This window comes from Kitasatospora sp. NPDC004272, from assembly GCF_053603035.1.
In genome coordinates this window covers 26,287-39,343 of the sequence record NZ_JBSGET010000017.1, presented here as the reverse complement: position 1 = coordinate 39,343, position 13,057 = coordinate 26,287, and the positions used below count along the sequence as shown (strand labels likewise).

Annotated in this window: 12 protein-coding genes; all 12 read left to right on the top strand. The window is 72.1% G+C overall.

Going from position 1 to position 13,057, the window contains the following annotated elements:
- The first annotated feature begins 55 nt into the window (after nucleotides 1–55).
- The gene (locus tag ACWEO5_RS08185) at nucleotides 56–550 is read left to right on the top strand and encodes a hypothetical protein (RefSeq protein ID WP_452161250.1); all 495 of its coding nucleotides are present in this window, start codon (nucleotides 56–58) and stop codon (nucleotides 548–550) included.
- Between the two features lie 44 nt (nucleotides 551–594).
- Nucleotides 595–1,290: a demethylmenaquinone methyltransferase gene (locus ACWEO5_RS08180; protein ID WP_452161248.1), complete on the top strand. Its 696-nt coding sequence runs from the start codon at nucleotides 595–597 to the stop codon at nucleotides 1,288–1,290.
- 92 nt (nucleotides 1,291–1,382) lie between these two features.
- Nucleotides 1,383–2,660, top strand: coding sequence for a geranylgeranyl reductase family protein (locus ACWEO5_RS08175; protein WP_452161246.1), 1,278 nt, complete (start codon nucleotides 1,383–1,385; stop codon nucleotides 2,658–2,660).
- Between the two features lie 139 nt (nucleotides 2,661–2,799).
- On the top strand, nucleotides 2,800–3,711 hold the full coding sequence (locus ACWEO5_RS08170; RefSeq protein ID WP_452161244.1) for a DMT family transporter: 912 nt from the start codon (nucleotides 2,800–2,802) through the stop codon (nucleotides 3,709–3,711).
- A 425-nt stretch (nucleotides 3,712–4,136) separates the two neighbouring features.
- Nucleotides 4,137–4,496 (top strand): NADH-quinone oxidoreductase subunit A, encoded by a 360-nt coding sequence (locus tag ACWEO5_RS08165; RefSeq protein ID WP_014137597.1) that lies wholly within the window; start codon nucleotides 4,137–4,139, stop codon nucleotides 4,494–4,496.
- Between the two features lie 77 nt (nucleotides 4,497–4,573).
- A complete protein-coding gene (locus tag ACWEO5_RS08160) occupies nucleotides 4,574–5,128 on the top strand; it encodes a NuoB/complex I 20 kDa subunit family protein (RefSeq protein WP_344553719.1) in 555 nt (184 codons plus the stop codon).
- Nucleotides 5,125–5,835, top strand: coding sequence for an NADH-quinone oxidoreductase subunit C (locus ACWEO5_RS08155; protein ID WP_452161242.1), 711 nt, complete (start codon nucleotides 5,125–5,127; stop codon nucleotides 5,833–5,835). Before ACWEO5_RS08160 ends, ACWEO5_RS08155 begins: the two co-directional genes overlap by 4 nt.
- Nucleotides 5,835–7,163, top strand: coding sequence for an NADH-quinone oxidoreductase subunit D (locus ACWEO5_RS08150; RefSeq protein ID WP_452161240.1), 1,329 nt, complete (start codon nucleotides 5,835–5,837; stop codon nucleotides 7,161–7,163). Before ACWEO5_RS08155 ends, ACWEO5_RS08150 begins: the two co-directional genes overlap by 1 nt.
- A 17-nt stretch (nucleotides 7,164–7,180) precedes the next feature.
- Complete coding sequence (gene nuoE / locus ACWEO5_RS08145; protein WP_452161323.1) at nucleotides 7,181–7,900, top strand: NADH-quinone oxidoreductase subunit NuoE; 720 nt, start codon at nucleotides 7,181–7,183, stop codon at nucleotides 7,898–7,900.
- Nucleotides 7,900–9,258 (top strand): NADH-quinone oxidoreductase subunit NuoF, encoded by a 1,359-nt coding sequence (gene nuoF / locus ACWEO5_RS08140; protein ID WP_452161238.1) that lies wholly within the window; start codon nucleotides 7,900–7,902, stop codon nucleotides 9,256–9,258. Before nuoE ends, nuoF begins: the two co-directional genes overlap by 1 nt.
- Nucleotides 9,255–11,708 (top strand): NADH-quinone oxidoreductase subunit G, encoded by a 2,454-nt coding sequence (locus tag ACWEO5_RS08135; RefSeq protein WP_452161236.1) that lies wholly within the window; start codon nucleotides 9,255–9,257, stop codon nucleotides 11,706–11,708. Before nuoF ends, ACWEO5_RS08135 begins: the two co-directional genes overlap by 4 nt.
- Nucleotides 11,705–13,057: an NADH-quinone oxidoreductase subunit NuoH gene (gene nuoH / locus ACWEO5_RS08130; protein ID WP_452161234.1), complete on the top strand. Its 1,353-nt coding sequence runs from the start codon at nucleotides 11,705–11,707 to the stop codon at nucleotides 13,055–13,057. The genes ACWEO5_RS08135 and nuoH overlap by 4 nt, the downstream gene beginning before the upstream one ends.

Genomic DNA, 13,057 nt, shown 5'->3' with positions numbered 1-13,057 from the left:
CGCGACCCCCGAACGTCCCCGGAGCCGACCGGCTCGGGGGTGGTACGTCGGGGCCGTGTTGAGCGCGGTGGTGGCGGTGGCGATGTGCCTGCTCGGGTGGCGGCAGGCCGACCAGGCGGACCGGATCGACGCGCATCCGGTGCGGGTGGAGGGGACGGTCACCCAACTGCCGGGCGGGAGCGGGACGTACAGCCAGGTCGCGTACCCGGTGGACGGGCGGCGGCTGACGGCGGCGGACCTGTGGCTGCCGGCGGGGGTCCGGGCGGGGGACCCGATCTGCCTGGAGCGCGCGGCGGACGACCCGTCCGCGGTGCGGGTGTGCGGGAAGACGTACCCGCAGCCGTCGGGCGTCGGCCTGGCGCAGCTGAGCGTGCCGGTGGCGGTGCTGCTGTGCGGGCTGTGCCTGTGGCGGATCCAGCGGGGCCGGGCGGGGGCGGAGCGGGCGCGGGCCGGTTTCACGGTGGCGTTCGCGGCGGAGGGGATGCCCGCGCTGACCCAGGGGAAGCGCTCCCGGCGCCGCCGCAAGGGGGGCCGCCGCGCCCTGCGGTGAGCCCTGGTGACGGTCGTCCGGGTCGCAAGGTGAACAATGGGGGCGTGACCCGAGCCCATCTGGACAAGCAGCCGCAGGACGTCGCCGCCATGTTCGACGACGTCGCGGCCAAGTACGACCGCACCAATGACGTGCTCTCGCTGGGCCAGGCCCGGCTGTGGCGCCGGGCGGTGGCCGACGCGGTGGGGGCCGTCGCGGGACAGCGGATCCTGGACCTCGGTGCGGGCACCGGGACGTCCTCGCTGCCGTTCCTGGAGGCCGGCGCCGACGTGGTGCCGTGCGACTTCTCGATCGGGATGCTGACCGAGGGCAAGGGCCGGCACCCCGAGTTGGCGCTGACCGCGGGCGACGCGACCCGGCTGCCGTTCGCGGACGAGTCGTTCGACGCCGTGACGATCTCGTTCGCGCTGCGCAACGTGCAGGAGCACGAGGTGGCGATGCGGGAGATGCTGCGGGTGACCAAGCCCGGCGGGAAGCTGGTGATCTGCGAGTTCTCCACGCCGACCTGGACGCCGCTGCGGACGGTGTACACCGAGTACCTGATGCGTGCGCTGCCGCCGGTGGCGACCAAGGTGTCCTCCAACCCGGAGGCGTACGTGTACCTCGCGGAGTCGATCCGGGCCTGGCCGGACCAGCCCGCGCTGGCCGCCGAGCTGCAGCGGGCGGGCTGGACGAAGGTGGCGTGGCGCAACCTGACCGGCGGCATCGTCGCTCTCCACCGCGGCTTCAAGGCGCCGTAGACTGCGGTGGTTCGGCACCCCGTCCGCCGGAAAGGCGTTGACGGGGAGTCGGCCCCGATCCCCGTGCCCCGACGCGCTCAGGAGAGCCCCGTATGACCGAGACCGCCGTCGAGTCCACCGCCGACGTCATCGTGGTCGGCGCCGGTCCGGCCGGTGCCAGCACCGCGTACTGGCTGGCCCAGGCGGGCCTGGACGTGCTGCTGCTGGAGAAGTCCGAGTTCCCGCGCGAGAAGGTGTGCGGGGACGGCCTGACGCCGCGCGCCGTCAAGCAGTTGGTCGACATGGGCATCGACGTGTCCGCCGAGGGCTGGCTGCGCAACAAGGGCCTGCGGATCATCGGCGGCGGCGTCCGGCTGGAGCTGGACTGGCCGGACCTGGCGGCGTTCCCCGACTACGGGCTGGTGCGCAAGCGCGCCGACTTCGACGAACTGCTGGCCCGGCAGGCGCAGAAGGCCGGCGCCCGGCTGTACGAGAACTGCAACGTCAGCGGGCCGGTGCAGGACCGCACCGGGCGGATCACCGGCGTCACCGCCAAGCTGGGGCCGGACAAGCGCGAGGTCGAGTTCCGGGCGCCGCTGGTGGTGGCCGCGGACGGCAACTCGACCCGGCTGTCGCTGGCCATGGGCCTGCACCGGATCGAGTCCCGGCCGATGGGCGTCGCGTACCGGACGTACTTCACCTCGCCCCGGCACGACGACGACTACCTGGAGTCCTGGCTGGAGCTGTGGGACACCCGCGGCGGGCAGAAGAAGCTGCTGCCCGGCTACGGCTGGATCTTCGGCATGGGCGACGGCACCTCCAACGTCGGCCTCGGCATCCTCAACTCCTCGCCCGCCTTCGGCGACCTGAACTGGCGCGAGGTGCTGAAGAGCTGGTGCGCCGGCATGCCCGAGGAGTGGGGCTACACGCCGGAGAACATGACCGAGCCGATCCGCGGCGCCGCGCTGCCGATGGCCTTCAACCGGCAGCCGCACTACACCCGGGGCCTGCTGCTGGTCGGCGACGCGGGCGGCATGGTCAACCCGTTCAACGGCGAGGGCATCGCCTACGCGATGGAATCCGGCCAGCTCGCGGCGGGCGTCATCGTCCAGGCGATGGCCCGGATCACCCCCGAGGGCCGGGAGCGCGCGCTGGCCCGCTACCCGCAGCTGCTCAAGGACACCTACGGCGGCTACTACACGCTGGGCCGGGCGTTCGTGAAGCTGATCGGCAACGACAGGGTGATGCGGATCGCCGCCGAGCGCGGCCTGACCCACCCCGTGCTGATGAAGTTCGTCCTCAAGCTGCTCGCCAACCTGACCGACCCGAGCGGCGGCGACGTCGCGGACCGGATCATCAACGGCCTGACCAAGGTGGCGCCGCGGGCCTGACGGCACGGGCTCCGGGACGGCGGCGGGCGGGCGCGGAAAACGCTTGCCCGCCGCCTTCCGCGTGCGGGAGAGTGGCGCCTCCGAACCGTCCCGTCCGATGCCGCACGGGCCCCCGTCGAGTCCTTCCGGGAGCCGTGCCGTGGCTGTCCTCTCCGTTGGTGCCCGCCCGCAGTTCGTGCGTGACCTGCCGTTGGTGGCGGTGGCGGTGGTGTGGGGGTCGAGCTTCCTGGTGGTGAAGCGGGTCGCCGAGCCGGAGACGGTGGTGGCGGTGCTGGCGCTGCGGTTCGGGCTGGTGCTGCCGGTGCTGGGGGTGGTGGCGTGGCGGCGGCTGCGGGGGCTGTCGGCGGCGCAGTGGGGCGGCGGGGCGGTGCTGGGGCTGGTGCTGGGGGCGGTGTTCCTGCTGGAGACGTACGGGGCGGTGCACACCTCGGCGACCAACGCGGGGTTGGTGATCAGCCTGACGATGGTGTTCACGCCGCTCGCGGAGGCGGCGCTGCGGCGCTCGGCGCCCTCGGGGGCGTTCCTGGCGGCGGCGGGGCTGTCGGTGCTGGGGGTGGCGCTGCTGACCGGGGACGGCGGGCTGCGGGCGCCCTCGGCGGGTGACCTGCTGGTGCTGGGGGCGGCGGTGGCGCGGACGGTGAACGTGTTGGCGACGGCCCGGCTGCGGTCGGTGCGCGGGGTGGACGCGCTGGCCCTGACCTGGGTCCAACTGGCCTTCGCCACGCTGGTGTTCGTGCTGGCGGCGCCGCTGGCCGGGCCGTCCCCGCTGAGCGTGGCGGGGTCCTTCGACGCGGCGCGCTGGGGCCTGCTGCTGTACCTGTCGCTGCTGTGCACGCTGTTCGCGTTCTTCGTGCAGCTGTGGGCGGTGCGGGCCACCTCGCCGTCCCGGGTGAGCCTGCTGCTGGGCACCGAGCCGCTGTGGGCGGCGCTGTGCGGGGTGCTGCTGGCGGGAGACCGGCCGGGGGTGCTCGCGCTGCTGGGGGCGGTGGCGGTGCTGGCGGGCACCGAGTGGGGCCGGCGGCGGGCGCCGCGGTTCCCGGCGGCCGCCTGAGGGCTTGTGAACGAAGGGTCAAGCTGCCGCCCCGCCGGGTCCACCTGGCGGGTGAGATCCACTATCACGTAAACCGGATCACTCCGAAATTTGCCTGGACCGCCGCAGAATTGATATAGGGCGTGGCCGAACGGCGGCCGTTTCGCGCTGGATTGCGACCATACGTGGCCAATTGCCCGCACTGGGTCGAACAGTGGTGATCGATCCGCTTTCGATGGGCTTCGTCGGGTGGCGAAGATCACAAAGATCATCGGGAACTGCGTGTCGCAGATCACAAGCGGACAGGCATAGGATGCGCTCCAACCTGGCTTTGTGAACTGCCTCACATGGAGCCGGATCCCACGAAGTGGATCATCATTTCACCCTTGGTGACCTGGTGGTTCCGATCTGCAGTCAAGGACGACTGGACGGAGGGAGCGGGGGCTATGAATGCCTACGCGCCGATCCTCGTACTCGGTGCCATCGCGGCGGCGTTCGCGGTCGGCTCCGTCGTGATGGCCTCGCTCACCGGCCCCAAGCGCTACAACCGGGCCAAGTTGGAGGCGTACGAGTGCGGCATCGAACCGACCCCGCAGCCGGTGGGCGGCGGTCGGTTCCCGATCAAGTACTACCTGACGGCGATGCTCTTCATCGTCTTCGACATCGAGATCGTCTTCCTCTACCCCTGGGCGGTCAGCTTCGACGCCCTGGGGATCTTCGGGCTGGTCGAGATGCTCCTGTTCATCGCCACCGTGTTCGTCGCCTACGCCTACGTCTGGCGCCGCGGCGGCCTGGAGTGGGACTGACCACCGGCCGCCGCCGGGCGCGGCGTTTGTGAACGGGCGGACAAGCCACCGGACTCGAAGGCATTGAGAGGGAACTGATGGGTATCGAGGAGAAGCTGCCGAGCGGCTTTCTGCTCACCAGCGTGGAGGCCGCCGCGGGCTGGGTGCGGAAGGCTTCGGTCTTCCCGGCGACCTTCGGACTGGCCTGCTGCGCGATCGAGATGATGACCACCGGCGCGGGCCGCTACGACCTGGCCCGGTTCGGCATGGAGGTCTTCCGCGGTTCGCCCCGGCAGGCCGACCTGATGATCGTGGCCGGCCGGGTCAGCCAGAAGATGGCGCCGGTGCTGCGGCAGGTCTACGACCAGATGCCGAACCCGAAGTGGGTCATCTCGATGGGCGTGTGCGCCTCCTCCGGCGGCATGTTCAACAACTACGCGATCGTCCAGGGCGTCGACCACATCGTCCCGGTGGACATCTACCTGCCGGGCTGCCCGCCCCGCCCGGAGATGCTGCTGGACGCGATCGTCAAGCTGCACGACAAGATCCAGCACGAGAAGCTCGGCGTGAACCGCCGCCGGGCCGAGGAGGAGGCCGAGCGCTTCGCGCTGCAGGCCACCCCGATCAGCGAGATGCGGGGGCTGCTGCGATGAGCGAGGAGCAGGGGCCCGAAGTGCCCGCGACCCGGCGGGAGATCCCGGTCGAGGTGGTCGGCGCCCGGCAGGGCATGTTCGGCGCCCGCGGCACCGGCGACACCTCCGGCTTCGGCGGCCTGACCGCGCCGATCGTGCTGCCCGGCGCCAGCGAGCGCCCGTACGGCGGCTGGTTCGACGAGGTGGCCGACGAGTTCGAGGGCGCGCTGGAGGAGCAGGGCCTCGACGTGGCCGACGTCATCGAGAGGACGGTGGTCGACCGCGGCGAGCTGACCTTCCACCTCGACCGCGCGCACCTGCTGAAGGCGGTGCGGATCCTGCGCGACGACCCGGCGCTGCGGTTCGAACTGTGCCTGGGCGTCAGCGGCGTGCACTACCCGCAGGACAAGGGCCGGGAGCTGCACGCGGTCTACCACCTGCGCTCGATCACCCACACCCGGCTGATCCGGCTGGAGGTCACCGCGCCCGACGCCGACCCGCGGATCCCGTCCGTGGTGAGCGTCTACCCGACCAACGACTGGCACGAGCGGGAGACCTACGACTTCTTCGGCCTGGTCTTCGAGGGCCACCCGGCGCTCACCCGGATCATGATGCCGGACGACTGGCTGGGGCACCCGCAGCGCAAGGACTACCCGCTCGGCGGCATCCCCGTCGAGTACAAGGGCGCCCAGATCCCGGCTCCCGACCAGCGGAGGTCGTACAGCTGATGAGCAGCACCCACTACGAAGCAGGCGCCCGGGAGACCACCGAGGGACGGGTCTTCACCGTCACCGGCGGCGACTGGGGCGAGGTCGCCGAGGCGGTGGCCGGCGCCGACGACGAGCGGATCATCGTCAACATGGGCCCGCAGCACCCGTCCACCCACGGCGTGCTGCGGCTGATCCTGGAGATCGACGGCGAGACGGTCACCGAGGCCCGCTGCGGCATCGGCTACCTGCACACCGGCATCGAGAAGAACATGGAGTTCCGCAACTGGGTGCAGGGCACCACGTTCGTGACGCGGATGGACTACCTCACCCCGCTGTACAACGAGACCGCCTACTGCCTGGCCGTGGAGAAGCTGCTCGGGATCACCGCGGACGTGCCCGAGCGGGCCACCGTGATCCGGGTGCTGATGATGGAGCTCAACCGGATCTCCTCGCACCTGGTCGCGCTGGCCACCGGCGGCATGGAGATCGGCTCCACCACCCTGATGATCTACGGCTTCCGGGACCGCGAGGTGGTGCTGGACATCTTCGAGCTGGTCACCGGCCTGCGGATGAACCACGCCTACGTCCGCCCCGGCGGCCTCGCGCAGGACCTGCCGCCCGGCGCGGTCGACAAGATCCGCGAGGGCGTGAACCTGCTGCGCTCGCGGATGCACGAGTACGACAAGCTGGCCACCGACAACCCGGTGTTCAAGGCCCGGCTGGTCGACGTCGGCTTCCTCGACCTGCCCGGCTGCCTGGCGCTCGGCGCCACCGGCCCGATCCTGCGGGCCACCGGACTGCCGCACGACCTGCGCAAGACCGACCCGTACTGCGGGTACGAGACCTACGACTTCGACGTCGCGGTGGCCGACACCGCGGACTCCTACGGGCGGTTCCTGATCCGCCTGGAGGAGATGAAGCAGTCGCTGCGGATCGTCGAGCAGTGCCTGGAGCGGCTGGCCCCCGGGCCGGTCATGGTGGCCGACAAGAAGATCGCCTGGCCGTCCCAACTGGCCGTCGGCCCCGACGGCATGGGCAACTCGCTGGACCACATCCGGAAGATCATGGGCACCTCGATGGAGGCCCTGATCCACCACTTCAAGCTGGTCACCGAGGGCTTCAAGGTACCGGTCGGCCAGGCCTACGCCGCGGTGGAGTCGCCCAAGGGCGAACTCGGCGTGCACGTGGTCAGCGACGGCGGCACCCGGCCCTACCGGGTGCACTTCCGCGACCCGTCCTTCACCAACCTGCAGACGATGGCCGCGATGTGCGAGGGCGGCCCGCTGGCCGACGTGATCGTGGCGGTGGCCGGGATCGACCCGGTGATGGGAGGCGTGGACCGGTGAGCAGCACAGAACTCGGCCTGCCGGCGCTGCCGGCCAAGCCCTACCCGCCGGAGGTGGCCGCCCGACTCGCCGCCGACGCACGGGAGTTGATCGACCGCTACCCGCAGTCCCGCTCCGCCCTGCTGCCGCTGCTGCACCTGGTGCAGGCCGAGGACGGCTGCGTCACCCCGACCGGAATCCGGTTCTGCGCCGAGCAGTTGGACCTCACCACCGCCGAGGTCACCGCCGTCGCGACCTTCTACACGATGTACCGGCGGCGCCCGGCCGGCGAGTACCACGTCGGCGTGTGCACCAACACGCTGTGCGCGGTGCTCGGCGGCGACCAGATCTTCGACGAGCTCTCCGAGCACCTCGGCATCGCCAACAACCGCACCACCGAGGACGGTTCGGTCTCGATCGAGCGGATCGAGTGCAACGCGGCCTGCGACTACGCCCCCGTGGTGATGGTCAACTGGGAGTTCTTCGACAACCAGACCCCGCAGAGCGCCAAGCAGCTGGTCGACCAGCTGCGCGCCGGCCACGAGGTCCGCCCCACCCGCGGCGCCAAGCTCTGCTCGTTCAAGGAGACCTCCCGGATCCTGGCCGGCTTCGCCGACGAGCGCCCCGGCGCCAACGACGAGTCCGGCGCGGGCGGCGCCCCCTCGCTGGCCGGCCTGCGGCTGGCCAAGGGCGAGGCGCTGCCCGGCACCCCGGGCGCCAAGGTGGTCTCCCCGCGGCACGAAGGGACGGAAGCGTGATGACCTCCGCCGAACCGGCCGAGAAGCTCCTCTCCCCGGTCCTGTCCGCCTCCTGGGACGACCAGCGCCCCTGGACGCTGGAGACCTACCGCCGGCACGGCGGCTACGACGGCCTGACCGCCGCCCTCGCGATGGCCCCGGACGACGTGATCGCCCTGGTCAAGGACGCGGGCCTGCGCGGCCGCGGCGGCGCCGGCTTCCCCACCGGCATGAAGTGGCAGTTCATCCCGCAGAACGACGGCAAGCCGCACTACCTGGTGGTCAACGCCGACGAGTCCGAACCGGGCACCTGCAAGGACATCCCGCTGCTGTTCGCCAACCCGCACGCGCTGATCGAGGGCATGGTCATCGCCTCGTACGCGATCCGCTGCGAGCACGCCTTCGTCTACCTGCGCGGCGAGGTCGTCCCGGTGCTGCGCCGCCTGCAGGCGGCCGTCGCCGAGGCGTACGCGGCCGGGTACCTCGGCAAGGACATCCAGGGCTCCGGCATCAACCTGGACATCACCGTGCACGCCGGCGCCGGCGCGTACATCTGCGGCGAGGAGACCGCGCTGCTCGACTCGCTGGAGGGCCGCCGCGGCCAGCCCCGGCTGCGCCCGCCGTTCCCCGCGATCGCCGGCCTGTACGCCTGCCCGACCGTGGTCAACAACGTCGAGTCGATCGCCTCGGTGCCGCCGATCCTGGCCCGCGGCAAGGACTGGTTCAAGTCGCTGGGCACCGAGAAGTCGCCCGGCTTCACGCTGTACTCGCTCTCCGGGCACGTCACCAACCCCGGCCAGTACGAGGCGCCGCTCGGCATCACGCTGCGCCAGCTGCTGGAGATCACCGGCGGGATCCGGGCCGGGCACCGGCTCAAGTTCTGGACCCCGGGCGGCTCCTCCACCCCGATGTTCACCGAGGAGCACCTCGACGTCCCGCTCGACTACGAGGGCGTCGGCGCGGCGGGCTCGATGCTCGGCACCAAGGCGCTGCAGGTCTTCGACGAGACCACCTGCGTGGTGCGGGCCGTCACCCGGTGGACCGAGTTCTACGCCCACGAGTCCTGCGGCAAGTGCACCCCGTGCCGCGAGGGCACCTACTGGCTGGTCCAGCTGCTCAAGCGGATCGAGGCCGGGCAGGGCGTCCCCGGGGACCTGGAGAAGCTCCTCGACATCGCCGACAACATCAACGGCAAGTCGTTCTGCGCGCTGGGCGACGGCGCGGCCAGCCCGATCGTCTCCTCGCTGCAGCACTTCCGCGCCGAGTACGAGCAGCACCTCAACGAACACCGCTGCCCGTTCGACCCGGCGGCCTCCACCGTCTGGGCCGGCCGGTCCCCCGTCCACGAGTCCGCCACCGAGAGGGAGGTGCACGCGTGACGGTCACGGAGCCTTCCACCCAGACCGAGCTGGTCACGCTCACCATCGACGGCGTCGAAGTCAGCGTCCCCAAGGGCACGCTGGTGATCCGCGCCGCCGAGCAGATCGGCACCCAGGTCCCGCGCTTCTGCGACCACCCGCTGCTCGACCCCGCCGGGGCGTGCCGCCAGTGCATCGTGGAGGTCGAGGGGCAGCGCAAGCCGGTCGCCTCCTGCACCATCCCGGTCGCCGAGGGCATGGTGGTGCGCACCCAGGTCTCCTCGCCGGTCGCCGAGAAGGCGCAGCGCGGCGTGATGGAACTGCTGCTGATCAACCACCCGCTGGACTGCCCGGTCTGCGACAAGGGCGGCGAGTGCCCGCTGCAGAACCAGGCGATGTCCACCGGCGACACCGACTCCCGGTTCGAGGGCGTCAAGCGGACGTACGAGAAGCCCGTCCCGCTCTCCACCCAGGTGCTGCTGGACCGCGAGCGCTGCGTGCTGTGCGCCCGCTGCACCCGCTTCTCGCAGCAGATCGCCGGCGACCCGTTCATCGACCTGGTGGAGCGCGGCGCGCTGCAGCAGATCGGCACCGGCGTCGACCAGCCGCTGGACTCGTACTTCTCCGGCAACACCATCCAGATCTGCCCGGTCGGCGCGCTCACCTCCGCCGCCTACCGGTTCCGCTCCCGCCCGTTCGACCTGGTCTCCTCCCCGTCCGTGTGCGAGCACTGCTCGGCCGGCTGCGGGCAGCGCACCGACCACCGGCGCGGCAAGGTGCTGCGGCGGCTGGCCGGCAACGAGCCGGAGGTCAACGAGGAGTGGAACTGCGACAAGGGCCGGTTCGCGTTCCGCTACGCCCAGCAGCGCGACCGGTTCACCACCCCGATGGTCCGCGGCGAGGACGGCGAACTCGTCGCCGCCTCCTGGCCGGAGGCGCTGGCCCGGGCCGCCGAGGGGCTGCGCGGGGCGCGCGCCGCGGTGCTCGCGGGCGGCCGGGTCACCGTCGAGGACGCGTACGGCTACGGCAAGTTCGCCCGGCTCGCGCTCGGCACCAACGACGTCGACTTCCGCTCCCGGCCGCACAGCGCCGAGGAGGCCGACTTCCTGGCCGCGGCCGTCGCGGGCAGCGGGGTCGACCTGGACGGTCCTTCCGTGAGCTACCGGGACCTCGAAGCCGCCCCGGCCGTGCTGCTGGTCGGCCTGGAGGCCGAGGAGGAGGCGCCGATCGTCTTCCTGCGGCTGCGCAAGGCCAACCGGGCCGCCGGACTGCGGGTCTTCTCGATCGCCTCGCACGCCACCCGCGGCCTGGCCAAGCTGCACGGCGCGCTGCTGCCCGCCGCCCCCGGCACCGAGACCGAGTGGCTCGGCGCGCTGGCCGGCGAGGAGGTCCTCGCCGACGACGCCGGGCGCTGCGCCGACGCGCTGCGCTCGCCGGGCGCCGTGGTGCTGGTCGGCGAACGGCTCGCGCAGACCGCCGGTGGCCTGACCGCCGCGCTGCGCCTGGCGCACGTCACCGGGGCGAAGCTCGCCTGGGTGCCGCGCCGGGCCGGTGAGCGCGGCGCCGTCGAGGCGGGCGCGCTGCCCGGGCTGCTGCCCGGCGGCCGGTCCGTCGCGGTGCCCGCCGCCCGGGCCGAGGCCGCCGCGCACTGGGGCGTCGCCGAACTGCCCGCCCGGCCCGGCCGCGACACCGGCCAGATCCTGGCCGCCGCCGCGGCGGGCGACCTGGACGCGCTGGTGCTCGGCGGCGTCGGCCTGGACGACCTGCCGGACCCGGCGCTCGCCGACGAGGCGCTGGCCCGGGTCGGCTTCGTGCTCTCGCTGGAGCTGCGCCCGTCCGCGGTCACCGAGCGCGCCGACGTGGTGCTGCCGGTCGCGGCGGTCGCCGAGAAGGCCGGCACCTTCCTGGACTGGGAGGGCCGGGTCCGGATGTTCGAACCGGCGCTCAAGCCCGACCAGTTGATGCAGCGCCACCTGCACGCCGACGTCCGGGTGCTGAACATGGTCGGGGACGCGCTGGGGCGGCCGATCGGCCTGCCCGACGTCCGCGCGGCCCGGCTGGAGCTGGACCGGTTCGCCCCGTGGACGGGCGACCGCCCGGCCGCGCCGGCCGCCCACCCTGCCGCGCTGCCCCGCCCGGTCACCGGGCAGGCCGTGCTGGCCGGGCACCGGATGCTGCTGGACAACGGCACCCTGCAGGAGGGCGACGAGCACCTGGCCGGCACCCGGCACGCCGCCGTGGCCCGGCTGTCCGCCGCCACCGCCGCCGAGATCGGCGCGGACCCGGCCGGCGGCGCGCTGCGGGTCACCGGCCCGGCCGGGTCGCTGACCCTGCCGCTGCAGGTCACCGACGCGATGCCGGACCGCACGGTCTGGCTGCCGCTCAACTCGACGCCGGACGGCGGCGCGCACCGCACGCTCGGCACCACGGTCGGCCACCTGGTCACCATCGCCCCGGCGGAGGAGTCATGAGCGTCCTTGCCGCACCCCTCGCGGCCACCCCCCTCGCCGCCGCCGACACGCTCGGCTTCTTCGGCCGCGACCCGTGGTGGCTGGTGCTGCTGAAGGCGGTGTTCTGCTTCGCGTTCCTGGTCCTGACGGTGCTGATCGCCATCGTCTGGGAACGCAAGGTGGTCGCCTGGATGCAGCTGCGGATCGGCCCGAACCGGCACGGCCCGTGGGGCCTGCTGCAGTCGCTGGCCGACGGCGTGAAGCTGGCGCTGAAAGAAGACCTGGTGGTCAAGGGCGCCGACAAGGCGGTCTACGTGCTGGCGCCGATCGTCGCGGCGATCCCCGCGTTCATGTCGTTCGCGGTGATCCCGTTCGGCCCGGCCGACAACCAGGTGTCGATCTTCGGCACCCGGACGCCGCTGCAGCTCACCGACCTGCCGATCGCGCTGCTGTACATCCTGGCCACCGCCTCGGTGGGCATCTACGGCATCGTGCTGGCGGGCTGGTCGTCCGGCTCGACGTACCCGCTGCTGGGCGGCATCCGCTCCTCCGCGCAGATGATCAGCTACGAGATCGCGATGGGCCTGTCGTTCGCGGCGGTGTTCATCTACTCGGGCTCGATGTCGACCTCGGAGATCGTCTCCTCGCAGCAGCCGACCTGGTTCGCGGTGCTGCTGCCGGTGTCGTTCATCGTCTACATCATCGCGATGGTCGGCGAGACCAACCGGGCCCCGTTCGACCTCCCGGAGGCCGAGGGCGAGCTGGTCGGCGGCTTCAACACCGAGTACTCCTCGCTGAAGTTCGCGATGTTCATGCTGGCCGAGTACGTCAACATGGTCACCGTCTCGGCGGTCGCCTCCACGCTGTTCCTGGGCGGCTGGCGCGCCCCGTGGCCGGTCTCCACCTTCTGGGAGGGGGCGAACCACGGCTGGTGGCCGATGCTGTGGATCGTGCTGAAGATCCAGCTGCTGCTGTTCTTCTTCATCTGGCTGCGCGGCACCCTGCCCCGGCTGCGCTACGACCAGTTCATGAAGCTCGGCTGGAAGATCCTGATCCCGGTCTCGCTGGTGTGGTTGGTGATGGTCGCCACCGTGCGGGCGCTGCGCAACGAGGGCTACGACTTCGCCAAGGTGGTGCTGTACGTGGGCGCGCCGCTGGCGGCGGTGCTGCTGGTCGCGCTGGTGGTCGACCTGCTGCGGAAGAAGCCCGCGCCCGCTCCGGAGCCGGAGCCCGCGTTCGACCCGATGGCGGGCGGCTACCCCGTGCCGCCGCTGCCCGGGCAGGAACTGCCGCCGGTGCCGCGCCGCCGCCGCCGGACCCCGCAACTCCAGGACGCCCTCAACGGGGCCGACCATTCCGAAGGGAGCTGA

Coding starts and splice junctions, on each gene's coding strand:
- ACWEO5_RS08175 (WP_452161246.1), top strand. CDS start 1,383: ATGACCGAGACCGCCGTCGAGTCCACCGCCGACGTCATCGTGGTCGGC.
- ACWEO5_RS08165 (WP_014137597.1), top strand. CDS start 4,137: ATGAATGCCTACGCGCCGATCCTCGTACTCGGTGCCATCGCGGCGGCG.
- ACWEO5_RS08160 (WP_344553719.1), top strand. CDS start 4,574: ATGGGTATCGAGGAGAAGCTGCCGAGCGGCTTTCTGCTCACCAGCGTG.
- ACWEO5_RS08155 (WP_452161242.1), top strand. CDS start 5,125: ATGAGCGAGGAGCAGGGGCCCGAAGTGCCCGCGACCCGGCGGGAGATC.
- ACWEO5_RS08150 (WP_452161240.1), top strand. CDS start 5,835: ATGAGCAGCACCCACTACGAAGCAGGCGCCCGGGAGACCACCGAGGGA.
- nuoF (WP_452161238.1), top strand. CDS start 7,900: ATGACCTCCGCCGAACCGGCCGAGAAGCTCCTCTCCCCGGTCCTGTCC.
- nuoH (WP_452161234.1), top strand. CDS start 11,705: ATGAGCGTCCTTGCCGCACCCCTCGCGGCCACCCCCCTCGCCGCCGCC.